The sequence below is a fragment of the Duncaniella muris genome (genome assembly GCF_003024805.1).
Lineage (GTDB): Bacteria > Bacteroidota > Bacteroidia > Bacteroidales > Muribaculaceae > Duncaniella > Duncaniella muris.
The window spans coordinates 50,686-74,712 of record NZ_PUEC01000003.1 but is presented as its reverse complement, the minus strand read 5'-3'; the positions used below and the strand labels follow the sequence as shown (position 1 = coordinate 74,712).

The following is a 24,027-nucleotide window of genomic DNA, read 5'->3' as shown; positions in this document are numbered from 1 at the left end:
CAAAAAAACATTCTCATAACCAATCTCATAATCATGTCATTAACCAAATTTATTGTTCCTGCAATGGCAGCAATGGCAATCACAGCCTGTGGCTCAAAAGCCACACAGGAAACGGCTGACGATTTCGACTACACAGTCGACCGTTTCGCCGACATCGAGGTGCTTCGCTACAAAGTGCCCGATTTTGAGAATCTGACCCCTCAGCAGCGCATCCTCATCTACTATCTGACAGAGGCAGCCATCACCGGCCGCGACATTCTCTGGGAGCAGAACGGCAAATACAACCTCGCTATCCGCGACCTCATCGAGAACGTCTACACCAACTTCGACGGCGACCGCGAGAGCGACGAATTCAAAGGTCTCGAACTCTATCTGAAGCAGATCGAGTTTGCCAACGGCATCCATCACCACTATTCGATGGATAAGTTCACCCCCGTGTTCAGCCGCGAATTCCTCGCCGGCCTGGCGGCAAAACTCCCCGCCGACCAGCAGCCCGAAGATCTGGAAACACTCCTGACCATCATTTTCGACCCCTCAGTGATGCCCAAGCGCGTCAACCAGGCCGAAGGACAGGACCTCATCCTCACATCTGCCAACAATCTCTACGACAACATCTCGCAGCCCGAAGTAGAAAACTACTACAACGCACTTAAAGACACTACCGATGCCACCCCCGTTTCATGGGGCCTGAACGCACGTCTCACAAAGCAGGACGGCAAAGTAGTCGAGCAGGTCTACAAAGTAGGCGGTCTCTACTCCGAATCCATCTCAAAAATAGTGGATCTTCTCGGCAAAGCTGCGGAATATGCCGAAAACGACTCCCAGCGCGCCATCATCAACAAGCTCATCGAATATTACCGCACCGGCAACCTGAAGACCTTCGACGAATACTCGATAGCATGGGTTGAAGACACAGCCTCGCAGGTCGACTTCATAAACGGATTCATCGAAAGCTACGGCGACCCCCTCGGAATGACCGGTGCTTATGAATCAATCGTCAACTTCAAAAATCAGGAAGCCTCCCACCGCACCGAGGTTATCTCAGGCAACGCCGAATGGTTCGAGCAGCACTCGCCCGTCGATCCCCGTTTCCGCAAAGACGAAGTGAAAGGTGTAAGCGCCAAGGTGATCACCGCCGCCATCCTCGCCGGCGACGCCTACCCTGCCACACCAATCGGCATCAACCTTCCCAACGCCAACTGGATCCGCGCAGCCCACGGTTCGAAGTCTGTAACCCTCGAAAACATCACCGAGGCATATGACCAGGCATCGCACGGCAACGGCTTCAACGAAGAATTCGTCATCGACAAGGAGACATCCGACCTCCTTGACAAATACCTCTTCATCACTGACAACCTCCACACAGACCTCCACGAATGCCTCGGCCATGCCTCCGGACGCCTGCTCCCCGGTGTAGACCCCGATGCGCTGAAAGCCCACGGATCAACCCTTGAAGAAGCACGCGCCGACCTCTTTGCCCTCTACTACCTGGCCGATCCGAAGCTCCTTGAGCTCGGTCTGCTCGACAACCCCGATGCCTACAAGGCCGAGTACTACAAATACATCCTCAACGGCCTCATGACACAGCTCATGCGCATCGAGCCCGGAAAAGACGTAGAGGAAGCCCACATGCGCAACCGCCAGCTCATCTCGGCCTGGGTCTATGAAAAAGGCAAGCCCGACAACGTGATCGAAATGGTGAAACGCGACGGCAAAACCTACATCAAGATCAACGACTACGCCAAACTCCGTGAACTCTTCGGTCAGCTTCTCGGCGAAGTGCAGCGCATCAAGAGCGAAGGCGACTACCAGGCCGGACGCGATCTCGTGGAGAACTACGGTGTCAAAGTCGATCCAGCCCTCCACAAGGAAGTACTCGGACGCTACGCCAAACTCAACATCGCACCTTACAAAGGCTTCGTCAACCCCGTCTACACACCTGTCACCGACAAAGACGGCAACATCACCGACGTGACAATCAGCTACGACGAAGACTATCTCCCCCAGGTGCTCCGCTACTCGAAACAATATCGCACATTGAAATAATCTATACGATAATTCACCCGACAACATAAAGACTTCATATGACATCTATGAAACGTCTGCTCTCATTGCTGCCGTCATTCCTAATGGCGGCAGTTCTTTGGGGGGCCGCTCCCTCCGACTATTACAAAAGCTGCGAAGGCAAAAAAGCAGCTGATCTTCTGTCAGCCCTGTGCAAGGTTGTAGGCCCGCACACCAACGTAGGCTACAAAGGCCTGTGGGACGTCTACGGATCCTCCGATATTGACGAAAACGGAAAGATCTGGGACATGTATTCGACCAAACGCTGGACCTTCCGCAAAGAACAATGCGGAAGCGGCTACACGAAAGTAGGCGACTGCTACAACCGCGAACACTCCCTGCCGAAAAGCTGGTTTAACGATGCAAGTCCGATGTATTCCGATGCTTTCCACATCTATCCTACTGACGGCAAGGTCAACGGACAGCGCAGCAACCATCCCTACGGCGAATGCGCCAACGGTTCTTCTGTTGCCGCCGCCAACGGAGTCAAGCCTCTCGGCAAGCTCGGAGCCTCAACCTTCCCCGGCTATTCCGGCACTGTGTTTGAGCCCGTTGATGAATACAAAGGTGACTTCGCGCGTTCCTATTTCTATATGGCCGCGGCCTACAACGACCGCATCGCCTCCTGGAACGCTACCGAAGCCAGAGCCATGCTCGACCAGAACAGCTATCCGGTGTTCGATGCCTGGGCCGTCAGTCTGCTTCTCAAATGGCATCGCCAGGACCCGGTCAGCCAGAAAGAAATAGACCGCAACGAAGCCGTAAGCAGATATCAGGGCAACCGCAACCCCTTCATTGACTGCCCCGATCTGGCCGAACACATCTGGGGTGACAAGAAAACCGAAGGCTGGCACTCATCAGCAGTCCAGCAGCCGGTGATCAATTTACCGCTTAACGGCTCGACAGTCAACTTCGGAGTCACAGCCGTCAACTATCCCCTGCAGGTGCCGGTAAGAATCGAAGGCATGAATCTCACATCGGCTGTCAGCCTGACCGTCAGCTCCTCCGATTTCTCACTCTCGCGCACATCAGTCCCGGCAGCCGAAATCAACGGCTCGGCAGCCACTGTCAATGTCACCTTCCGCTCATCGACAGCAAAAAACGCCACTGCTGTCCTGACTCTCAGCTCCGGATCACTCGTGACAAAAGTTAACCTCACAGCCAGTGCCATCAACGGCATCCCGGCCCATGAGGCGGCCTATGTGACCGAAGACTCTTTCACCGCCTGCTGGACCGGTCTTGCCGGAGACTCGGACTACACTCTGACCGTCAGCCTCAACGGCACACCGATCAGCGGCTATCCCGTGACCGTGCGTGCCGATGACGGACGCCACATCGTTACCGGTCTCGAACCCGGCACCACCTATACTTATCAGCTCTCGTCGGCCACAATGAAATCCAATATCGTGACCGTGACCACAGCCGTGCCACAGCCCTCAATTGACATCATGCACTATGGCTCCGACAGCCGCGTGGTGCTCACCGCAATGCCCGGCGAACCCTCTGACTGCGAGGAATTCTGGCTGGAGACCGAAAACATCGACTCTGAAATCACCCTCTCGGTAAACAGCCCGTTCGAACTCTCGACCGACAAAGCCGAATGGACCCGCACCCTGATCCTCCGCCCGATGGAAGACCGCTTCTACATCCGCATCGCCGCAAGCCCTGCCGGACACTACGAAACGTTCATCACTGCCACCGCCGGAAGCTATTCCACCGACGACTCAATGGTGGAAGCCATCGTGACCGATCCCTCGGTGCCGACATTCATCGAGACATTCAACCCCATCGGAAGCACCTCTTACGGAAACCACGTCTACAAAGGCTCGGCCACCACATGGAACTGCAAAGATGTGCTCTTCAGCGCATCGGAAGGTGTTGACAAAACAGGCGCCGTGCGCTTCGGCAAAACCACATCAAGCTCCATCACCACCGCATCGGCCAAGCCTGCCGGCATCGGCACCATAAGCTTCCAGGCCAAACGCTTCGGCACCGATGATGACGCAGTCATCGAAGTGGAATACTCGGCTGACAGCGGCCAGACATGGCAGAGCGCAGGCAAAGCCGAAATAAGCTCATCGGCTTACACGGAATTCACCTTCCCGGTCAACGTCAAAGGCGACAACCTCATCCGTCTGCGCCAGACCTCCGGCGAGCGCGTGAACATCGACAACTTCACCGTGACCGACTATGCAGGCCAGTCAGCCATAGAGATAGTAGATGACATCCAGACCTGGGAAGCCTACTCGCTCGGCGGCTCACTCGTCATCGAGAACCACGGCGAAGCCTCCCGCTTCATCGTCTACAATCTCGAAGGCATGATCCTCGCCGACCGCACAGTCAGCGGAAGCGCCACACTTCCGCTCACACCCGGCTTCTACATCGTCTCCAACCTCACCGACATCCGCCGCGTGGTAGTGAAATAACAGTACCCGAAACCGAAAGGCTGTTTAACCTACAGTTTCTAAAATCTGACCGTCAGAGATTGCGTCTGATATCGCAGCCTCTGACGGCATTTTTTATCAGAGGTCATTAAAAACAACCTCTGATAAAAAATTAAAGCAAATTAAAATCCATAACTTGTGATTGTTTTTTTCACAAGTTATGGATTTGTATGATTCAGCAGTTGAGCTTATGTGGAGTTCGTATTACAGCTTGGTGTAAGTTATATAAGTTTCCCCATCCTGGTCTTTCTGATACGTTGTCATGTTAGTGTCAGTGAGCTTTTTAATTGTAGCTTTCATTGTTCCGTCAATGAATTGGTTACCCTTAAGTCTTACTTCGCCAGACTGATTGAACTTCCATTCCCGGCTTGATGCACTCCAATAATAACTGATAATTTCAATATTATAGGATTCGGTTCCCGAATCGAAACTGCCAACTTCGATATCAACTTTCTGAGCGTCTATAATGTTGTCACCGACAGGAATACCCTGTCCATTAAAGTTAAATGTTTCGTCAAACTCATATTTTTCATCCTGAGCATCACCAACATATTCCCAACCTCTGATATTTGTAATGTACCAATTGCCCGAAATACGTGCGGGATCGACATGTTTGGGCTCGTCATCGTCCGAGCAAGCTTGCAAAGCGAAAAGCATTACAACCACAAGCAGATAATCAGTAATTTTCTTCATGTTATATTTAATTATTTTGATTTAACTTCTATGATATAGAAGACATGATAAGCACAACACTTCCTGCTATTTCAAAATGTCAGGGACTGAACAATGCCAATACTATTACAAAATTACACAATCGAGTCGGAATACAAAATTTTCACCTTGAAAATCGCCATTTACGGAACAATAAAGAATGTATATCTGAATAAAAAGATTAACTTTGCAAGCGGACTAAAGAACATTCTCGCAATATGGGCTTAGATATATATTCAGGAAAACTGACCCGCTACTACAGCCGCAACTGGAAAACCATCGTCCAGCAGATGTCTGAGGAAAACGGACAGAAATGCGTAATGACAGACGGTTCAGGCAATGAAATGAAACCGGTTGAAGATCCGTCGGAAATTGATCAGATAAGAGAAACGGTCACACGATGGATTGACAATATCGCCACCGGCATCGACCAGCCTCTCCCTTCGCCATTATGGGACGAGACAAGCGAATGCGCTTACTATACCGACAAACCGGATTGGGAAGCATTCGGCGCACTGATGTTGTTGCAGGCCTGCCAGTCTCTGAATCGCCCGTTGCCGGAATATGTGGAAAACAGATGGGACGCACTTGAAGATCCTATAGTCAAGGAAGCTATGTCGAAAAAGATTGTCAATTCATTGCTTTATAATGTAGATCTCTGGCTGCCCATTCCTGACAATGCTATTTTTATAGCGGCATACCCGACAGGCAATGAAGGCTCAATCTCCACGGTGTCACTTCTGAAAAAGGAACTGGAAGAACTGAACCGGCAGCTGTGGAAAGCCGATGAGGCCACTATCCTCTCATGGCGCAACGATAAATACTATGTTCCGGTAAAAACCAAAGAGCCGAAACTCATTTTAGGATTCATCAGACGGACTAACAAAACACCAAAGGAAAAATACCGCACTGAAGATCTTGCCCAATGCGCCTACTCGATGCTCTACCAGGCTGTCCGATTTGCGGAAGAACACCGGGTGCCGATAGTATTGGACTATTAGAGAGCCATCTTAAAATATGAAAGGGGAAACGTCCGGTGACAGGCGCATCCCCTTTCACTATTTCATGACCGCAACGACGCGGTTGCGGGTTGATCACTTTTTGGCTTTCTGACGGATCTGATTGTGGCGGATTTTCCAGACCACGGCATCATAAGGCGGCACCATTGTGCGGAAAGGCTCGGTGCTGCTCAACTGTTTGGTGTCCTGCTCGCGGGTTATGAGCTCTGTGGCTACGGCCTCGCCTTCTGCTATGCCTAACATCTCGAACGCATGGCGCGGAATGTTGATGCCGAGATCACAGGAATCAGCCGAGAAGTTCACTGCTATCACAAGAGTCTCGCCGTCGCAGTGGCGCATGAAGGCATACTGGCGGTGAGGATTGAGTGTAGGGTTATGATAGTTGACATACATAAGGTCGAAGAAACGCCCCTCGGAGATGGCTCTCTCGCGGTTGCAGATGTTAAGAATGGTGCAATATTTTGACCTCAGCCAGCGCTCACGCGGAGTCAGCAAGGCTCCGCCTGGCTTGCCGTCGTTATACCACCGGCGCAGAGTGCCGACACTCCAGTAGTCAAAAATTGTGGTTCGTCCGTCATAACCGCTGAAGCCCTCGCTGTCTGTGGCCTGCTCTCCGAGTTCCTGGCCGGCATAGATCATCATCGGACCTGTAGAAATCATGGAGCTGACCACCAGCGACGGAATCACTTTGGCGGGATCGCCGGCATAGAACTTTGAGCCGAATCGCTGCTCGTCATGGTTCTCAAGGAAGTTGAGCATGTGCCGGGAAATGCCCTCGACAGTCTGCCAGCAGTTTGTGATTGTAGCAGCCGAATGGTTGTGACACTGGATGGCCCGCAGAGTATCGTAGAGGTTCACCTTGTCATAGAGATAGTCGAAACCGCCCTTTTCGATGAAATCGCGGTAGATATGGATGTCATAAAGCTCGGCTATGAATTTCACGTGCGGATAGCGGTCCTTGACATTAGGGATGGCCCACTGCCAGAATTCCAGCGGCACCATGTGGACCATGTCGCAGCGGAACGCATCGACTCCTTTCGAGGCCCAGAAGCGCAGAATGTGGAGCATCTTCATCCAGGTGTCAGGGATGGGCGAATAGTGAGTGCTCCAGTTGCCGGGATCACGCCCGTAGTTCAGCTTGACGGTGTCATACCAGTTGTTGACGCCAGGGAAAGCCGAGAAGCAGTCATCACCCGTGGCCTTGGCCGGAAATTCGATATATGCTTTCTTCCCGCTGCCCATGTCGACCGACGGAGCGAAAAGCTGACGGGTTATATAATAATAATTGTTGTTCGGATCGAAGAACATGTCGGTATTGTCATCTTCGCCGAGGTCCTTGATTCCGGCCGGCTTCACATCGCTGTGATAGCAGCGGGCTGTGTGGTTCGGAACAAAATCGATGATCACGTCAAGACCGGCATCATGGGTGCGGGCCACGAGAGCTTCGAATTCTTCCATTCGCTTGCCGACGTTGACAGCAAGATCGGGGTCAACGTCATAGTAGTCCTTGATGGCATATGGAGAACCGGCCTGGCCTTTGACCACGTGAGGATTGTCGGGGCTTATGCCCTCGCTGCTGTAGTCGGTCCGTGTGGCATGCTCGATCACTCCGGTGTACCACACGTGGGTGGCTCCAAGTTCCTTGATGCCTGAAAGCACGGCCTCGTTTATGTCGTTGAACTTGCCTGAACCGTTCTGCTGATATGTGCCTCCGGGAATGCAGTTACGGTTTGAGTTTGTAAAAAGTCTTGGTAATAGCTGATAGATGATGGGTTTTCTGTCCATTATGGATGGTTTCATTTTTTCTTCCGCCGTTCGCCGCGCAGGGTGAATCCCGCATCCAGGAGAGCCTGGAGCGTATTGTCGTAACCTGAGCGGAACACACGGGTTATTTCTTTGAGATTAAACACTTTGTAAGATGCCACATCGTCAATAGAGATGGCAAGGTCGCAAAGCTCCATCTGAGCCTGCGAATTGTTTTTGACAAGCAGATCATAGGTGCGGTGGGCTATGTCCATCAGAGATTTCGGCTTGCCGCGCGATGGCATGGGGCTGCAGTTGATGCCGATGAGATATTTGCACTTGTCTCTGAGCGCCCAGGCAGGCAGATTGGCGAGCACTCCGCCGTCGACGTAAGTGACACCTTTGATTCTTACAGGTTTGAATATAATAGGAATGCTGCACGAAGCCGCCACACAGTCCACAAGAGTGCCTTCCGAGAAGGCCACCGGACGGTTGTTGTCAAGGTCCGTAGCGCAGACCACCGCCGGCAGAGGCAGATCTTCGATATTTTCATAGCGCACCTGCCTGCGCAGAAACTTTTTGAAGCCGTCCATCGAGAAGAAGCCGTCACGCGGCACACCCAATTCAGCGAAATCGCCGAATTTGGCATCGCTGAATACCTTGATGATCTCTTCAGGAGCCATTCCGGATGCATACATCACCGTGACTACCGAGCCGGCACTCACGCCGGCCACAATGTCGGGCTTTATGCCGACCTCCTCAAGAGCCTTGAGAGCACCGGCATGGGCAAAACCGCGGGCTCCCCCTCCACTGAGGACAAGTCCGAGTTTATATGGCTTGCGCGAAAATTTCAACATGTCAAGCATAACAGATGCAAATTTAGTATAAAAACGCGAGATTTTACCCAGGCGGTTCAAGAGAATGTCTAAAATCTCATGTTTTTATGCTAAATTTGCATTACCATGAAGTTCAGTCAGATTCCATCACATGAAAATGTCAAGCGGCAGCTGCGTGACATGGTGGCCGACGGCCGCATTCCCCACGCGCTGCTTCTCCACGGTCCGGCAGGCATAGGAAAATTCATGCTTGCCCGCACGTTCTCCCAGTTTGTCCACTGCCAGTCACCCACGCCTGACGGCGAGCCTTGCGGCTGCTGCCGGTCATGCGTTCAGCATGAAAGTTTCAACCATGTCGACAGCATCTATGTGTTTCCGGTGGTCAAGACCGAAAAGCTGAAATCTCCGGTATCTGATGACTATATGTCGGAGTTCAAGGAATTTGTCGGCGCGAGCCCCTTCATGGATTTCGACCGCTGGACCGGATATTTCGAAAAGAAAAACGCCCAGCCGGCGATCTACGTTTCAGAGAGCGAGGCTCTTGAGCAGCGGCTTGCGGTGACAACCACCCTCTCGCGCTACAAGACCGTGATCATCTGGCTTCCCGAAAAGATGAACGAACAGACAGCCAACAAACTGCTGAAACTCATTGAGGAACCTTTTGCCGACACGATTTTCATACTCGTCTCTGACAATGCGGCCTCCATTCTACCGACAATCTACTCGCGTTGCCGCCCGATAGAGATGAAGCGTCTCAGCGATGAGACTGTGGCCCGTTATCTGACCGAGAATCTGGCCATAGATCCGCAGGATGCGCTCTCGATGGCCCATATAGCCGCCGGCGATGTCAACAGCGCGCTGCGCGCTATGGATGCCACAAGCGTGAGCCGGATGTTTTTCGATCTCTTTGTCAGACTCATGCGCCTGGCCTACCAGCGCGATGTCAAAGGCCTGAAGGAGTGGAGCGCCGATGTGGCGGCCCTCGGCAGAGAGCAGGCTGTAAAGTTCTATGATTACTCCCAGCGCCTCATCCGCGAGAATTTCATCTACAACTTCAATATTCCCGATCTTCTCTATCTAAACCGCAACGAGGCCCAGTTCAGCAAGAACTTCGCCCGCTTCATCACCGAGAACAATGCCGAGCGCATCATCGCCGAAATGAACCGGGCGGCTTCTGACATTGCCGGAAATGCAAACGGCAAGATAGTGAACTTCGATTTCGCGATTAAAATGATCATCCTGATCAAGAATTTCTGACAGTCCGGCCCCGGCGCGCATGACGCAGAGGCCTTATCCCCCCACTCACCAGCACTCCACCCCACTCGCCTTAAGAGGTTTTGAGGTTGTTTAAAACCAAATGTGAAAGCCAATGATCCCCTTCCTCCGCCAAGTGGCCGGGGCCTATGCGGCCAATGAACTCGGCAATCTCCAGGACTATTGCTTCGTGTTTCCAAACAAGCGAAGCGGAGTCTTCTTCACCCACTATCTTGCGCTCGAAGCCGCAGGAAAGCCCTTCCTGATGCCTGAGATAGCCACCATCGCAGAGGTAACGCGCAGTTTTTCGGCTCTGACCGAGGCTCCACGCCTTGACCAGCTTTTCATTCTCTATAATGAATACCGCGAACTGAGCGGCGAGAACGTGGCTGACTTCGACCGTTTCCTCTTCTGGGGCGAGATGCTGCTTAACGATTTCAATGATGTGGATCTCTATCTGGTCGACCCCCACAAGCTCTTTGTCAATCTCCAGCGCTTCCGCGAAGTGAGCGCCAACTATCTGACCGAGGAGCAGACCGAGATCATCAACCGCTACTGGGGCGAGAAGTTCGTACACTCCAGCCCGGATGAATTCTGGAACCACATCCACTCCACCCCCACTCCGCTCGAAAACAAATTTCTGCAACTGTGGGAGGTGCTTGACGAGCTTTTCGAGCGCTTCCACAAACGCCTGCTTGACAACGGCATGGCCACCCGCGGCATGTTTGCCCGCAACGCCGTCAATCTTCTGAGCAAAGGCAGAGACCGCAAGCTGCCCTTCAGCCGCTACATCTTTGTGGGATTCAATGTGCTGACGCTTTCAGAGATCAAGATTTTCGAAAAACTGCAGGCGCGCGGATGTGCCGATTTCTACTGGGACATGGCCTCGCCGGCTTTCAGCGCAAAAGGAAACCGCGCATCGCTTTTCATGCAGCAGAACGTGGGCTGCTTCCCTTCTCTCTATGATCTGGGCGAACTCTATCCTGAAAATCCGGACTTCCCGAAAATACATATCACCGGAGTGCCGAGCGCATTCGGTCAGACCAAACTTGCCGGACAGCAGCTTGACCGGTGGATAGCCTCAGGAGCTGTTACGGATACGGCCGATGCGATAGACACAGCCGTTGTGCTTCCTGACGAGAGCCTGTTCATCCCGATGGTCCACGCCGTACCCCCCGCCATCAGCGCCCTGAATGTCACAATGGGTTTCCCGCTTAAAAACACAGCGGTTTCATCGCTCATGTCGGCCATCGTAAATCTTCATCTCAGGAGTTCCCGCTCCCGCGGCGAGTGGAGCTTTTTCTATGAAGACATGCGGGCAGTGCTCACCCACCCCATGCTCCAGAGCTATGCTCCTGAAGGATGCAATGCGCTGCTGCGCCTGATGGTGGAGCGCCGTCTCTACATGGTCAGCGCCGCTCTGATAGCCGAGACCGCTCCGGCACTGGCTTTCATTTTCACTCCGGTGACCGACACCAATGGCATAGATGAGGTACACGACTATTTCTTCAGGCTCGCAAGCACTCTGCGCGAGTTCACCGCCGGCGATAAGGAGAGGATGATCGAAAATTATTTTCTCGACACCTATCTGATAGAGCTTGAGAACATACGCCGAGCCTGCCGCAACTGGAAGATCAGCATGAAGGACACCACCTTCATACAACTGCTTCAGTCAACCATCTCGTCGGCCAGCATCCGCTTCACCGGCGAGCCGCTGAAAGGCCTGCAGGTGATGGGTGTGCTGGAGACGCGCGCGCTTGACTTCGACAACCTCATCATACTGTCAATGAACGAGAGAGTCTTCCCCCGGAAACAGTATTCGCGCTCGTTCATTCCCGATTCGCTGCGGCGCAGCTACGGCATGGCCACCACCGAACTGCAGGAATCGATCTTCGCCTATTCGTTCTACCGCCTGATCTCCCGCGCCACCAATGTGAGGCTCTTCTACGATGCCAGAACTCTCAGCGGCAAAAACAGTGAGATATCACGCTACATAGCCCAGCTGCTCTATCTTTTCCCGGAATGCGAGGTGGACCATGACCTGGCGTCATTCTCAAGCGTAATCTCCGAGGAGGCCGGGCTGACCGTGGAGAAAACGCCTGAAATAATGGCCAAACTGAAAGAATTTACTGTTGAAGGCGGAAGAACGCTTTCAGCATCATCGATCAACGGCTATATCAACTGCCCGCTTTCGTTCTACCTGAAAAGAGTCTGCGGACTTGACCTTGACGAGGAGGTGATGGACTATATGGATTCCGGAACCTACGGTGACATCATGCACGCCGCAGCCGAAAGACTCTATAAGGAGCTGCGCGGTTCACGCCACGAGGTGAAGATCACCTCTGAGATTCTCGATTCGTTCATAAAGGACGAAATAAAGCTCGATACGGTGATCACGGAACTGATCAACGAAAAATATAACCGCTATCCGGCCGGCGACCGCACTCCGCTTGTGGGCGAATGCAAGGTGCTGGCCCGCGTGATGAAACATTTTCTGATACTGATGTTCCGCGCGGAAAAAGGGATCGCACCCTTTGACTTCATTGACGGCGAGCACAAGGTCAGAGGCACCATGCGCATCACCGACTCTCTGAGCGTCAACATCTATCAGATCATCGACCGCATAGACCGCGTCTATCCCTCAGGCCGCTATGGCGAGGGTCTAGGGCTGCTCAGAATTGTCGACTACAAGACCGGCGGCGATCTGACGGAATTCAAAGATATGGACGAGCTTTTCGATCCGGAGATGAAAGACCGCCGCAAGGCCATACTCCAGCTGCTGTTCTACTGCAACGCCTATGCGCAGCAGACAGGATATGACGGAGCCATCAGGCCTCAGATCTATCCCTTCCGCACTCTCTCCACTTCGGGGCTGCCCCCTCTGAAGTATTCCGGCGAGGCGCTTGACGACTACCGCCCGGTCAACGAGGAGTTCATGGAGCGCTTCCGCTCGACTATCGCTGAGATTTTCAACCCCGACATACCGTTTACGCAGGCTCTCAAGGAAGACAGCTGCACTTTCTGCAGTTTCAAGGCTATCTGTCGCAGGAATCCGCAATGATCTGACCGTCTTACAGCTATCCCCCCACACTCATACCGTCTATGAAACTATATGTCCACATACCTTTCTGCCATGCCAAATGCGCTTACTGCGATTTCTATTCAACTCCGCGCCGCGAGTGGATGGAGGCCTTTGTCGATGCGGCCATCGGCGAGTGGGGAGAACGGTCAGCCGGGCTCAGCGAGCCGGTCGATACGCTCTACTTCGGCGGCGGCACCCCGTCGTCACTTCCGGCTGAACTGCTCCGACGGTTGCTTGAGGCTCTTCAGACCGAGAATCTGCGCGAGGCTACAATAGAGGCAAACCCCGAGGATGTGACCGATGACTGGGTAAGATTCATCAGCGGCGAGACTCCGTTCAGGCGCGTGAGCATGGGGGTCCAGTCGTTTTGCGATGACGAACTTGTCACCGTAGGACGCCGCCACAGTGCGGCCCGTGCGGCGGAGGCTATCGACTGTCTGCGCCGTGGCGGCATAGACAATCTCAGCTGCGACCTCATCTACGGACTTCCCGGACAGACGGCCGGATCATGGCGCAGGTCTCTTGAACGGCTGATCAGTTTCAGACCGGAACATATCTCGGCCTATCTGCTGTCATATGAAGCTGGAACCCGCCTGGATGCGATGCGCCGGAAAGGGACGGTCACCGAGGCGGACGATGATATGGCCGAGGCGATGTATGAGGCTCTGTGTGACATGACCCGCATGGCCGGATATGTTCACTATGAGATTTCAAACTTCGCGCTTCCGGGCTGCGAGGCCGTACACAATTCGGCCTATTGGGACAATTCGCCCTACATAGGCCTCGGCCCTGGGGCACATTCGTTTGACGGATTCAGAAGATCATTCAACCCGTCGTCGCTTAAAGACTATATAGCCTCCGGAGGCCGCGGTTTCGGCATCACGGAGGAAGAAAGCACCGACAGCCGTTTCAATGACCTGCTGATCACCCGCCTGCGCACCCGCCACGGGCTGCACCCCGATGAAGTTGAGCGGCTTTTCGGGCGGTCGGTCCGCGACTTTTTCACGGCAACGGCCATTCCGCTGATCTCTGCAGGCGACCTCGAAATCTCCCCTTCCGGCGCTTACGTGATCCCCGAATCATGCTGGCTCACCTCCAATTCCATCCTCCTCCCCTTCATAAGAGTATGATCCCATTGAAATAACTATATACTGAAATCCGACTTAAAAACTCCAGACAACGCGGCCCATCCCGACATCCGCCTGCAGTATCAGGCCGATGCGAAGTGGCAGGAGATGTTCGAGTGGTCGACAGCCCACGGACTTGACGTGCAGATCAGAGCCGATCTTGTGGATGCCGACTGCGTAAGGCGCTATCACGAAGCCGGCGTAAAGGTGAATGTGTGGACCGTGAATACTCGCCGGGAGTGTTCACGCCTCAGCAATCTCGGCGTTGACTACATGGTGACCGACTATCTCAGCTCTGAGTCCTTATAAGAATTTAACTACCCGAAGCGGGCTATTCTAACCGCTTATGCTTAACTTTGCAAATTATTTAAGAGTTGTTTAAAGAATGACCTATGGGCCTTTTCAGTTTTCTTTCAAAATCAAGCGATCCGTTATGTCTGCCGTTCGCAACAGACATTCACTGCCATATTCTTCCGGATGTCGATGACGGCTCTCCCGATGTGCAGACTTCGGCTGAGCTTGTGGAACGGATGAAATCATGGGGCATCAGCCGCATCATAGCCACTCCTCACATCACTGAAAGCTCTTTTGAAAATACGCCTGAAACGCTCGACCGGGCGCTTGATGCTCTTAAAAACGAACTCGCCAAGCGCGAAATCAGCATTGATCTGAGCCGTTCGTCGGAAAACCGCATCGACGACTATTTCCGCACTCAACTGGCAGCCGGAAATATCACGCCCTATCCCAACAATTACATTCTTGTGGAGAATTCGTTTATTCAAGAGCCCTGGCAGCTTGATCAGTTTCTGTTTGACCTGAAACTGAAAGGCTACCGCCCGATACTCGCTCATCCGGAGCGTTTCTTCTATTACTTCGAGGAGCATCCCAATCGTTACGATGAACTTCACCGTGCCGGCAATCTGTTTCAGATCAATGTGCTTTCGCTTGCCGGAAGCTATACCCGGAAAGAGAAAAAAGCGGCTGAAAAACTGATTGAAAAAGGCTATGTGGATTTTCTCGGTACAGACCTCCACAACCACCGCCATGCAGACACGATCGACGCTTATCTGCGCTCCAAAGACGCCTCGCGCCACTTCGCGGCACTCAAAGGGCGCCTGTTCAACGACCGGGTGTTTATCTAAGCATGGAAATAAGCCTTTCCACTCCGAAATAGTCAAGCACAAACAGAGGAAAGGCACTCAGAACTGCAACTTCAGGACATCTGTGCAGAATATGTTTCTCCAACTGGCTGTCAAATACTTGCCGCTGCCCGACGACGGTCTCCGGCATTGAAAAACTGTCATTGACAAGATAGTTCATCTTACAGAGATGGGCTGTAACCAATTCTTTCCAGACCTCAAATGTATAACCGTTGATATTTGACAACGACGGTCTGCTGTCTGTCGGGACAAAATTCTTATAATGAGGTTCTTCCAGGCAACTGTCCTTGCTGTCACAGTCATCGGCATACGGACATTTGTCGCGCTTGCATTTGACAGTCAGATCTTTGAAACTCTCCATATCACGATAATGGCGCAAGGCCTCGACCATCGGATAGCTTATAAAGAGCAATCCGTTGTCTGTATCGTTGTCAAAAAAATCAAGCATCTCGATCAACTTTCTGTCATCAGCGAGAGTCGAATGACCGTCATAATCGAAAAAGAGATAGACAGAGGCAAAGCTGTCGCGGTTATAATCTTTAAGCTCTTCGGCAAGTATCGAGTTCCGTTCTTTGAGCAGATTTACTATGTCAAGCGCGAAATCATCAGCTTTCAACTGCTGGTACAGCTGATAGACCTCTGCATCATAGACACACTTTATTCCGAATTTCCGGCCAAGAAAATTCTGCTCAAGTTTTTTGAAGATTTTGTTTTCAGCTCTTCCTCCTTCGAAAATGAAGAGATGGCGCGCTTTATCATCTGACATGGAATGCACCTGATTTATAGATTTTTTCAATATTATGAGCCTCGCGCAGTTCGCGTTCCGTGCATTTTGACAGAGGCAGAAGGCGGCTTTTATAAATCAGGAAATAGCAGTCAGGACGCATCAGGTCGTTGCTCATTATCGAAGTGTTGTGGGTTGTCAGCACAAACTGCACTCCTGAATCAATGAGTTTCCGCACCACCAGCCGTGAAAGTTCGTGATGATAAAACGCATCGAACTCATCTATAAACACAAATGACACTTCTGATGAAATTATGTGCTGATACCAGCAATAGAAAAGCATCAGTGCGCTTGTGCCTGTTGACATGATGTCACGAAACAGAATCTTCTTATCGCCAAAATCAAATGCAAGTTCCTGGCTGTCCATGACATCGACCACAACAAGCCGGCAGTCTATATTGGCTTCATTCAGAAAGGCCTCAAAGTCTTTGACTTTGTCAGTGTTTATGATATAGTCGGTGAGCGATCCGTCATGATGCTGAAGCCCGATATAAGTGCGGTCTTCCAGCGAACGGAAAAAGAGCATCCGCTCCACAAATGAAAAGAGATCAAGGAAGGCTCTGTTGTCTGCGTTCTCATCAAGCGAAGAGTTGTTTCTGATATATTTCAGAACTGACAACTGCGGGTCACGGATCACATTATTGAGCGATTCCGTGCCTTTGAGGTCAGAGCAGAATGTCTCGTTGCCATCCCGGCGGTCAAAGCAGACCATCCGGCGCCCGTCAATCCAAAGTGTCTCAGAGGTCAGAGTCTTGTAATCCATCTTGCAATACTCATAGCGGATTTTCTTCCCTCCGATCAAAAATTCATAGAGAAACGAAGCCTCGGCGGAGCTGTTGGCTGCATTGGTGTAATGCTTATACGGTTTTTCGAAACGCTTCCGGTCTGTAAGATGCTCGATTATATCAAATATTGCCCATCCAAGATTTGATTTCCCTGAGCCGTTGTATCCATAGACCATCGCGCAATTTACATTGCCGTTTCTTATACATTCGGCATTAAATGTGTAACTGCTTGGAGCCGAAAGGTCAAATTTCAGCACCTCATCAAAACATTTAAAATTGGATACTTCAAATCTGGTGAGCATATTGAATCAATTGTTTAGTTGCACAAATATAGTGAATAAATCCGATTGCCGTAATTTTTTTACGGATATTTTTCATTTAGGCTGTCATTCAATTATATTCCGTGCAATTCACAATTCTGCTCTCAGAGGAGGAATTTTTTGAGACGGGGGAGGATGGCGAGGGCGGTGCGGCGGCCGGTGTCATAGACGAGCTGCATCTTGCCGGGGTTCATTTCTACACGCCCTATGGGAAGGGGTGATTCGGGGGCGATGACAAAGGCGTGGCCGGCTGCGGACTGTGAGGCTATGTAGTCGAGCTGGGAGTTGTACATTTCATGACGTCGTGCCATTGCACGGGCTATAGCCGGGCAGCGTGGCAGCAGAAGCCGCCAGAGCCATGCCGGAGAGGCTGTCTTACGGTAGTCGCGCGGCTGGGTGAGCACTACCACATTGCGTTCATAGCCCAGAGACTGAAAGTATTCCAGCGGTATTGAGTCGCTGATGCCGCCGTCGAGCATACGGCGCCCGTCGGAGACTCTGACCGGGCGGGTGACGACTGGCATAGAGGCCGAGGCGCGCAGCCATTCAAGGGAGTCGTAGTCGACGCGGTCCATCCGATAGTAGGCCGGAGAGCCGGTGGTCACGTCGGTGGCCACGAGGTAAAATTCCATCGGATTGCTCTCAAAGGCTTCGATGTCGAAAATGTCGAGTTCGAGCGGGAGGGTGTGATAGGCGAACTCGGCTCCAACGAGATCGCCGGTGGTGAGGAGCGAGCGCAGCCCCATGTAGCGCGGATCACGGCCGAAGCGCAGATTGTAGCGCAACACGCGGCCCGGCTGCCGCGACTTGTAGTTGCATCCGAAACTCGATCCGGCCGAGACTCCGATCAGTCCGTCGAAGTCTATGCCTTCTTCCATCATCACGTCGATCACGCCGGCTGTAAAGAGCCCGCGCATCGCTCCGCCTTCAAGCACAAGTCCTTTTTTCATTTTCAATAAACCATATTTGTCTCCGTAAAGTTACGGATTATTTCTGCATTTCCGTGAGATATTTCCAATATCTTACGGGCATGTCCTGCCTTTGCTTGCGCGGATTGAGGCGCTCCATTATTGCTGTAGACTTCACATAGGCTCGCCAGAGGTCCTGGAAGAGTCGTTCCTGCGGGTGCATGATCTCTTCGGAGAGGAGTCCGGTCTGCATGTGGTAGCCGTCGGAACTTATGACCACCCGCTTCAGTTCCGCGCCGTCGTAGTGGTAGCCGTAGTCACGCAGGCGGTCATAGATGATGAAAGGCTGGTCGGAAAAACGGTCGGCAAAATGATTCACGGCAAAGGGCAATACATCAAAAGCAGGCTCTATCATGGCAAAATAAGTGCCGTCAGCCGCTTTCTGGAATCTCACGAACTGAAGCAGTCTGTGGGCCTCTCCCCTGACCCTCCGGCATTCCTTGAGCACGGTCAGGACGGCAGGGTCGGAAAAATCGGTCTCGACAGACACTCCGGGCGATGTGACTGCCCGGCTGATGAAACGGAGTGCGAGGATTGGAAATTCAGGGTTGTCTGTCAGAAATGCCGATGTCAGAGCCGCGCGGGCTGAGGCGGTGATAACTTTGGTGAGTTTTCGCCACACGCGGCCACTCTTGTCGCTGTCGGTCTCCACCTGATGGACCAGATCATAGAAGAGAGGCAGGGAGCCGTCAGGGGTGAGCAGCGCGTCGGGCTTCTCCCTGCGCGCAAAAGAGTCGAAGACGGCCGAGAGCAGGCCGTCGAAACTGCCGTCAAAACGATAGATGATCATGAGAAATCAAATGAAAGCTGGAGTGGATTTTCGCCACGGCTCTTGCGGGCGGTTAGCAGACGGCGCACATATTCCGGAGAGGTATCGGCGATTGATGGCGCCACCAGTTCGCCGCAGGTGATGAAATATTTTGCCCTCTTCATGGCCACTCCGATTTTCGACAGATGGGAGGAATTGAGATGACGGTAACGGCGTGCACTGAAAATCAGAGCGGCTGATTTCACACCTATGCCCGGCACACGCAGAATCATCTCGTAAGGAGCGCGGTTGATGTCGACCGGGAAGGCTTCGGGATGACGCAAAGCCCATCCGAGTTTCGGATCAACCTCCAGATCGAGGTTGGGATTGCTCTCGTCGGCAATCTCTTCGGCCTTGAACTGATAGAACCTCATCAGCCAGTCGGCCTGATAGAGGCGGTTTTCGCGCACGAGCGGTGGCTGTTTAAGCGCCGGCAGACGCGAGTCATACTGATTGACCGAGACGTAGCCCGAATAATAGACACGGCGCATGGTAGGCATGCTGTAGAGAGCCGAGGAGGTGAGCAGTATGTCACGGTCGGTGTCAGGAGAGGCACCGACAATCATCTGTGTGCTCTGCCCTCCGGGCACGAAGCGGGGCACGTGGCGCATCTTCTTTTTGTCTTCCTGACACTGCAACACTCCCTGACGGATGAAGCCCATCGGTTCATAGACGCTTTTATGGTCTTTCTCCGGAGCGAGATATTTAAGCGACTGTTCGCGTGGGATCTCGATGTTGACGCTCATGCGGTCGGCATAGCGTCCGGCTTCATTGACAAGCTCACGCGAGGCTCCGGGGATGCTCTTGAGATGGATGTAGCCATTGAAGCGGTGTATCCGGCGCAGATCCTTGGCTATACGGGCTATGCGCTCCATTGTGTAGTCGGGGTTGCGTACCACACCTGAGCTCAGAAAAAGCCCTTCTATATAGTTGCGGCGGTAGAATTCCATCGTTATATCGACCACCTCCGAGACCGAGAGAGTGGCCCGCGGAATGTCATTGCTGCGCCGGTTGATGCAGTAGGCGCAGTCATACATGCAGTAGTTTGTCAACATCACTTTCAGCAGCGCGATGCATCGGCCGTCGGCGGCAAAACTGTGGCAGATGCCCACTCCGCCCACAGTGTTGCCCACGCCCTTGCCATCGTTGCGCCTCACCGTGCCGCTTGACGAGCATGACACATCATATTTGGCCGCCGCAGCCAGAATTTTGAGTTTCTCAAGAGTAGCTTCCGTCATAACGGTGCAAAGTTAGCCATCGACCGGGCAAAACGGGAACACACCCATGTTAAAAAAAACAAAAACGTCAGCCGCCGTCTCCGCAGATCCGGCAGCTGACGCTGTCATTTTATACTTCTATTACTTAACTCACTGAGGAATAAATCTCTTACAGGGCTATTTTTTCATTTCAATCCGGATGACTCCTTCCTTTGATTTGTCGACTGTCATTGATTCGATTTTCGAGGGGTCGATATCTGCCAGATTGCCTTCATAAAGTTTGCCGTCGACATATACTTTGACTTCTTCCTTCCGTCCGTCAACATCTGCTACCTGCTTGCCATCAACTGACTTTACTTTGACAACAGGCTTGTCACTGTTTTCTTTCCCGGCATCGTCTTTGAGGCTGAAACCAATGGGGAGAACATAGTAGACCGAAACCGGCTTGCCGTCTACCTCTCCGGGTTTAAATGCCGGTAAAGTGCTGACCACTCTCATGGCCTCTTTGTCCAAAAGCGGATCTGCACTGCGGAGCACACTGGTCTCGCCAACCGAGCCGTCTTTGTTGATGACAAAACGGACCACCACGCGCCCCTGGATTTTTTTATCTCTGGCTTCCTTAGGATAATGGATATTGTCAGAGATGTACTGCAGCACAGCGGCGTCGCCACCGGGGAATTCAGGCTTCTTCTGAACGACGGAATAGACCGACTCCGGAGCGTCTGCTTTTTCAGCAGCCTTCCCGCTTGGCTTATCACCTTCGGAGACCGCGGCCGTCAGTGTCTCGGCTGCAGCAGCTGCCACGGCATTGTCGGTATGAACTGAGACTGTGGCCGGCGACATTTGCGAGTCCTGAGTTTTTTCGCTAACTTCGCGGGTGGAAACCGCGGAGCTTTCGGTAGAGGGAAGACCGCTGACCGCAGTCCGGATTTCAGCCGCTACCGGTTCCGAAGTCTCTTCGACAAGGAAGCGCGCCGCAGAGGTTTCCTCAAGCACTGCCGCTACGGCATCAATGTTTGTCACTGCGATGGCTGCGGCGAGCGCAGGCACCAGGGCCAGACCGCGCAGACGGCGGGAGGCCGATGAATTCTGATTGTACATCATGGTGATACATTTTTTAAGTTTACTATGATTCAGGCTGTTGGCAAGTGACGGGAATCTCGCGCCGACAGCCTTTTTTATTAATAACATCTGATAGTCACGGGCAGGGATGCCTGATTCGAGCACGGCCTTGTCGGCCTGGTATTCATGGACGGTCTTGAACTCCTCGCGCATGAGCCACGCCGAGGGATTGTACCACTGGAAAATGCTTATGATCTGCGCTACAGCCAGGTCAATCCAATGATGCAGACTGAGGTGCTTGAGCTCGTGGGTAAGGATCATGCGCCCGCTCTCGTTCCAGTCGCTACGGCTCATGACCACATAGCGCCACCAGCTGAAGGGTGCTATACTGCGGTCATCGGTAAGAATTATTTTGTAACGCCCCTCACGGACGGTTTCTCCAGCCGAGATGATGCGCCACAGCCGTGAGGCAATCAAGAGTGTCTGCATGGCGGTCAGCACCACTCCTGAAAGGTAGATCCAGAGCACGGCGGTGAGCCACAGAGGCTGAAAGCCGGCGCTCTCGTCGGCCTCAAGGCCGATCTGTATCTGCCCCATCTCGATTTCGGGCATCACTGCTGCCGGAGCATCAGCGCCAATGGATGCGGCCAAGCGCGACAGCGGCAGACCGAGAAGCGCGACAAGGCATATCAGCCACAGCGCTGTGCGGTTGTAGGCATGCTGATTCTCTCCTGCAAGCACCCATTTATATGAAAGATAGAGCAGGGAGAGGAGAATGGAACTGTAGAGCGAGTAGGAAAATAGTATGCCCATATACCTTATAATATAAAGAGAGTTTTTTTATTGAACGGAAGAGCAGGATGGCGGTTTTACTTGTCGCTGTCGCTGTTTTTTCTTTCAACAAGATCTATGATCTCCCGCAGCTCGTCAAGCGAGATTTTTTCTTCCTCCACAAGGGCCGACACCGCATTCTTATAGGAATTGTTGAAATAGTCGCTGACAAGGCGGGCAAGCGATTTCTTGCGGAAGTCTTCCTGCCGCGCCACGGCATAGTAGCGGTGGGAGGCAGCTACGACTTCATGGCCCACATGGCCTTTGTCTTCAAGAATGCGCACTATGGTTGAGACGGTGTTGAAGTGGGGCTTGGGTTCGGGATAGATCTCAAGCATCTCGCGGACGAACATCGGACCGTGCTCCCAGAGCATTCTCATGATGACCAGTTCTTTTTCGGTCAGAATCTGTGGTTTCCTTCCTGCTTTCATAAATGTCTGTCTGAGTTAGAGGCTGTTTAATAACAATTCATAGCGTCAAACTAATACATTAGTTGACACGGCAAAGATATAACTATTTTTTTAATTCCCAAAACTAATATATTCGTTTTACTCGGTTAAATATTGTTAACCGCCACTTTATCCGATTTCTAAAGGGCATATTTGTCTCGCTCAATGGCGGCGGATGGATGCCGGATTTTGTAAATTTGCAATTCCCCCAGCCTGTCAACAACAAATAATCACAACTCTATATGATAAACCCCATCTACACCCCTGCCCCTGCAAGATATGACAGCGGCATGAAATACCGCCGTTGCGGACGCAGCGGCATACTGCTTCCAGAGATTTCACTCGGCCTCTGGCACAATTTCGGCGATGTCAATCCACTGTCCGATTCTATGGCTATGCTGCACTATGCCTTCGACCACGGCATCACCCACTTCGATCTGGCCAACAACTATGGTCCGTCATACGGTTCGGCTGAGGAAACCTTCGGCATTGTCATGGAAAAATCATTCGCTCCCTACCGCGACGAACTTTTCATCTCGACCAAGGCCGGCTATGACATGTGGCCCGGTCCGTACGGCAACTGGGGTTCGCGGAAATATCTTATGGCGAGTCTTGACCAGAGCCTCCGCCGCATGAAACTTGACTATGTAGATCTGTACTACAGCCACCGCTTCGATCCGGAGACACCGCTTGAAGAAACCCTGCAGGCGCTTGTCGACATTGTTCGTCAGGGTAAGGCTCTCTATGTCGGGATCTCCCGCTGGCCCGCCGAGGCTGCCCGCAAGGCCTACAGCTATCTTGCCGAACGCGATGTGCGCTGCCTGATCTACCAGGGCCGCTACAATATGCTTGACCGCGCCGACGAGGCCGGAGGCATAATCAGTGAGGCGGCTGACAACGGTGTTGGCTATATAGCGTTCTCACCTTTGGCCCAGGGGCTTCTGACCGATCGCTATCTCAACGGCATTCCGGAAGATTCGCGCATTGCTCTCGGCGGCCATCTGAAATCCAACTCTCTGACTCCCGGCCTGCTCGAATCGGTAAGAAAGCTTAACGGTCTGGCAGCAGAGCGCGGTCAGAGCCTCGCCGAGATGGCTCTCGCCTGGATTCTACGTGACCGGAAAGTAACGAGTGTGATCGTAGGCGCAAGCTCCACCTCCCAGCTCCAACGCAATCTCAGCGCTCTGGAATCGCCGGCTTTCAGCGATGATGAGCTGCAGATAATCGACTCCACAAACCCGTGACGCCTGCGCGCTTTGCGCTGCGGTGTCACGGACTCCACAAAACAAGCAAATCCCCCGTGCTCGGATCTGAGCACGGGGGATCGTCATATAGAAAACTTCGTTAGATCTTTCTATTTTCT

The 24,027-nt window shown here is 52.5% G+C and carries 19 protein-coding genes; 9 read left to right on the top strand and 10 right to left on the bottom strand.

The features are described from left to right. Positions 1 to 33 precede the first annotated feature (33 nt). Both C5O23_RS01865 and C5O23_RS01860 read left to right on the top strand, forming a co-directional pair. Positions 34 to 2,046, top strand: coding sequence for a dipeptidyl-peptidase 3 family protein (locus tag C5O23_RS01865; RefSeq protein ID WP_107031260.1), 2,013 nt, complete (start codon positions 34 to 36; stop codon positions 2,044 to 2,046). A gap of 47 nt (positions 2,047 to 2,093) precedes the next feature. Then, a complete protein-coding gene (locus tag C5O23_RS01860) occupies positions 2,094 to 4,490 on the top strand; it encodes an endonuclease (RefSeq protein ID WP_161553527.1) in 2,397 nt (798 codons plus the stop codon). Between the two features lie 222 nt (positions 4,491 to 4,712). Here C5O23_RS01860 and C5O23_RS01855 read toward each other — a convergent pair whose 3' ends face one another. After that, positions 4,713 to 5,201 carry a hypothetical protein gene (locus tag C5O23_RS01855; RefSeq protein ID WP_107031258.1) on the bottom strand — a complete coding sequence of 163 codons (489 nt, stop codon included), beginning with the start codon at positions 5,199 to 5,201 and terminating at the stop codon, positions 4,713 to 4,715. A gap of 236 nt (positions 5,202 to 5,437) precedes the next feature. Here C5O23_RS01855 and C5O23_RS01850 point away from each other — a divergent pair, with 236 nt between their 5' ends. Beyond that, entirely contained in the window at positions 5,438 to 6,220 is a 783-nt protein-coding gene (locus C5O23_RS01850) for a hypothetical protein (protein ID WP_107031257.1), read from the top strand. A gap of 93 nt (positions 6,221 to 6,313) precedes the next feature. Here C5O23_RS01850 and C5O23_RS01845 read toward each other — a convergent pair whose 3' ends face one another. Continuing rightward, entirely contained in the window at positions 6,314 to 8,038 is a 1,725-nt protein-coding gene (locus C5O23_RS01845) for an alpha-amylase family protein (RefSeq protein ID WP_107031256.1), read from the bottom strand. Then, positions 8,035 to 8,847: a patatin-like phospholipase family protein gene (locus C5O23_RS01840; RefSeq protein ID WP_124075592.1), complete on the bottom strand. Its 813-nt coding sequence runs from the start codon at positions 8,845 to 8,847 to the stop codon at positions 8,035 to 8,037. The genes C5O23_RS01845 and C5O23_RS01840 overlap by 4 nt, the downstream gene beginning before the upstream one ends. 96 nt (positions 8,848 to 8,943) lie before the next feature. On the opposite strand from C5O23_RS01840, the gene C5O23_RS01835 reads away from it, so the two are divergent. The 5 genes from C5O23_RS01835 (at position 8,944) to C5O23_RS01815 (ending at position 15,422) form a co-directional block, all read left to right on the top strand. Beyond that, the gene (locus tag C5O23_RS01835; protein ID WP_107031254.1) at positions 8,944 to 10,074 is read left to right on the top strand and encodes a DNA polymerase III subunit; all 1,131 of its coding nucleotides are present in this window, start codon (positions 8,944 to 8,946) and stop codon (positions 10,072 to 10,074) included. Between the two features lie 112 nt (positions 10,075 to 10,186). Next, entirely contained in the window at positions 10,187 to 13,132 is a 2,946-nt protein-coding gene (locus tag C5O23_RS01830) for a PD-(D/E)XK nuclease family protein (RefSeq protein ID WP_107031253.1), read from the top strand. A 41-nt stretch (positions 13,133 to 13,173) separates the two neighbouring features. Beyond that, positions 13,174 to 14,283 (top strand): radical SAM family heme chaperone HemW, encoded by a 1,110-nt coding sequence (hemW, locus tag C5O23_RS01825; RefSeq protein ID WP_107031252.1) that lies wholly within the window; start codon positions 13,174 to 13,176, stop codon positions 14,281 to 14,283. 105 nt (positions 14,284 to 14,388) lie between these two features. Then, positions 14,389 to 14,589: a glycerophosphodiester phosphodiesterase gene (locus C5O23_RS01820; RefSeq protein WP_107031251.1), complete on the top strand. Its 201-nt coding sequence runs from the start codon at positions 14,389 to 14,391 to the stop codon at positions 14,587 to 14,589. A gap of 83 nt (positions 14,590 to 14,672) precedes the next feature. Then, complete coding sequence (locus C5O23_RS01815) at positions 14,673 to 15,422, top strand: tyrosine-protein phosphatase (protein ID WP_107031250.1); 750 nt, start codon at positions 14,673 to 14,675, stop codon at positions 15,420 to 15,422. Here the strand turns inward: C5O23_RS01815 and C5O23_RS01810 are convergent. The 7 genes from C5O23_RS01810 to C5O23_RS01780 all read right to left on the bottom strand — a co-directional run bounded on the left by C5O23_RS01810 (position 15,415) and on the right by C5O23_RS01780 (position 22,646). Next, positions 15,415 to 16,206: a hypothetical protein gene (locus tag C5O23_RS01810; protein WP_107031249.1), complete on the bottom strand. Its 792-nt coding sequence runs from the start codon at positions 16,204 to 16,206 to the stop codon at positions 15,415 to 15,417. The two genes, C5O23_RS01815 and C5O23_RS01810, sit on opposite strands and share 8 nt — an antisense overlap. Next, positions 16,196 to 17,311 carry an AAA family ATPase gene (locus C5O23_RS01805; protein ID WP_107031248.1) on the bottom strand — a complete coding sequence of 372 codons (1,116 nt, stop codon included), beginning with the start codon at positions 17,309 to 17,311 and terminating at the stop codon, positions 16,196 to 16,198. Before C5O23_RS01805 ends, C5O23_RS01810 begins: the two co-directional genes overlap by 11 nt. Before the next feature lie 122 nt (positions 17,312 to 17,433). After that, complete coding sequence (locus tag C5O23_RS01800; RefSeq protein WP_107031247.1) at positions 17,434 to 18,279, bottom strand: patatin-like phospholipase family protein; 846 nt, start codon at positions 18,277 to 18,279, stop codon at positions 17,434 to 17,436. 37 nt (positions 18,280 to 18,316) lie between these two features. After that, entirely contained in the window at positions 18,317 to 19,087 is a 771-nt protein-coding gene (locus C5O23_RS01795) for a TIGR03915 family putative DNA repair protein (RefSeq protein ID WP_107031246.1), read from the bottom strand. Further along, entirely contained in the window at positions 19,084 to 20,343 is a 1,260-nt protein-coding gene (locus C5O23_RS01790; RefSeq protein WP_107031245.1) for a putative DNA modification/repair radical SAM protein, read from the bottom strand. The genes C5O23_RS01795 and C5O23_RS01790 overlap by 4 nt, the downstream gene beginning before the upstream one ends. A 156-nt stretch (positions 20,344 to 20,499) precedes the next feature. After that, positions 20,500 to 22,197: a M56 family metallopeptidase gene (locus C5O23_RS01785; RefSeq protein ID WP_107031244.1), complete on the bottom strand. Its 1,698-nt coding sequence runs from the start codon at positions 22,195 to 22,197 to the stop codon at positions 20,500 to 20,502. Positions 22,198 to 22,253: 56 nt separating this feature from the next. After that, the gene (locus tag C5O23_RS01780; protein ID WP_107031243.1) at positions 22,254 to 22,646 is read right to left on the bottom strand and encodes a BlaI/MecI/CopY family transcriptional regulator; all 393 of its coding nucleotides are present in this window, start codon (positions 22,644 to 22,646) and stop codon (positions 22,254 to 22,256) included. Positions 22,647 to 22,906: 260 nt separating this feature from the next. Between C5O23_RS01780 and C5O23_RS01775 the strand changes: the two genes are divergently transcribed. Further along, entirely contained in the window at positions 22,907 to 23,908 is a 1,002-nt protein-coding gene (locus C5O23_RS01775; protein WP_107031242.1) for an aldo/keto reductase, read from the top strand. Positions 23,909 to 24,027 lie beyond the last annotated feature (119 nt).

Bases quoted from the DNA above. Each gene is read 5' to 3' on its own strand.
- C5O23_RS01775 (WP_107031242.1), top strand. From the start codon at position 22,907: ATGATAAACCCCATCTACACCCCTGCCCCTGCAAGATATGACAGCGGC.
- C5O23_RS01830 (WP_107031253.1), top strand. From the start codon at position 10,187: ATGATCCCCTTCCTCCGCCAAGTGGCCGGGGCCTATGCGGCCAATGAA.
- C5O23_RS01855 (WP_107031258.1), bottom strand. From the start codon at position 5,201: ATGAAGAAAATTACTGATTATCTGCTTGTGGTTGTAATGCTTTTCGCT.
- C5O23_RS01835 (WP_107031254.1), top strand. From the start codon at position 8,944: ATGAAGTTCAGTCAGATTCCATCACATGAAAATGTCAAGCGGCAGCTG.
- C5O23_RS01820 (WP_107031251.1), top strand. From the start codon at position 14,389: ATGTTCGAGTGGTCGACAGCCCACGGACTTGACGTGCAGATCAGAGCC.
- C5O23_RS01790 (WP_107031245.1), bottom strand. From the start codon at position 20,343: ATGACGGAAGCTACTCTTGAGAAACTCAAAATTCTGGCTGCGGCGGCC.
- C5O23_RS01815 (WP_107031250.1), top strand. From the start codon at position 14,673: ATGGGCCTTTTCAGTTTTCTTTCAAAATCAAGCGATCCGTTATGTCTG.
- C5O23_RS01785 (WP_107031244.1), bottom strand. From the start codon at position 22,197: ATGGGCATACTATTTTCCTACTCGCTCTACAGTTCCATTCTCCTCTCC.
- C5O23_RS01795 (WP_107031246.1), bottom strand. From the start codon at position 19,087: ATGATCATCTATCGTTTTGACGGCAGTTTCGACGGCCTGCTCTCGGCC.
- C5O23_RS01845 (WP_107031256.1), bottom strand. From the start codon at position 8,038: ATGAAACCATCCATAATGGACAGAAAACCCATCATCTATCAGCTATTA.
- C5O23_RS01780 (WP_107031243.1), bottom strand. From the start codon at position 22,646: ATGAAAGCAGGAAGGAAACCACAGATTCTGACCGAAAAAGAACTGGTC.
- C5O23_RS01800 (WP_107031247.1), bottom strand. From the start codon at position 18,279: ATGAAAAAAGGACTTGTGCTTGAAGGCGGAGCGATGCGCGGGCTCTTT.
- C5O23_RS01865 (WP_107031260.1), top strand. From the start codon at position 34: ATGTCATTAACCAAATTTATTGTTCCTGCAATGGCAGCAATGGCAATC.
- C5O23_RS01840 (WP_124075592.1), bottom strand. From the start codon at position 8,847: ATGCTTGACATGTTGAAATTTTCGCGCAAGCCATATAAACTCGGACTT.
- C5O23_RS01810 (WP_107031249.1), bottom strand. From the start codon at position 16,206: ATGTCAGATGATAAAGCGCGCCATCTCTTCATTTTCGAAGGAGGAAGA.
- C5O23_RS01805 (WP_107031248.1), bottom strand. From the start codon at position 17,311: ATGCTCACCAGATTTGAAGTATCCAATTTTAAATGTTTTGATGAGGTG.
- C5O23_RS01860 (WP_161553527.1), top strand. From the start codon at position 2,094: ATGAAACGTCTGCTCTCATTGCTGCCGTCATTCCTAATGGCGGCAGTT.
- C5O23_RS01850 (WP_107031257.1), top strand. From the start codon at position 5,438: ATGGGCTTAGATATATATTCAGGAAAACTGACCCGCTACTACAGCCGC.
- hemW (WP_107031252.1), top strand. From the start codon at position 13,174: ATGAAACTATATGTCCACATACCTTTCTGCCATGCCAAATGCGCTTAC.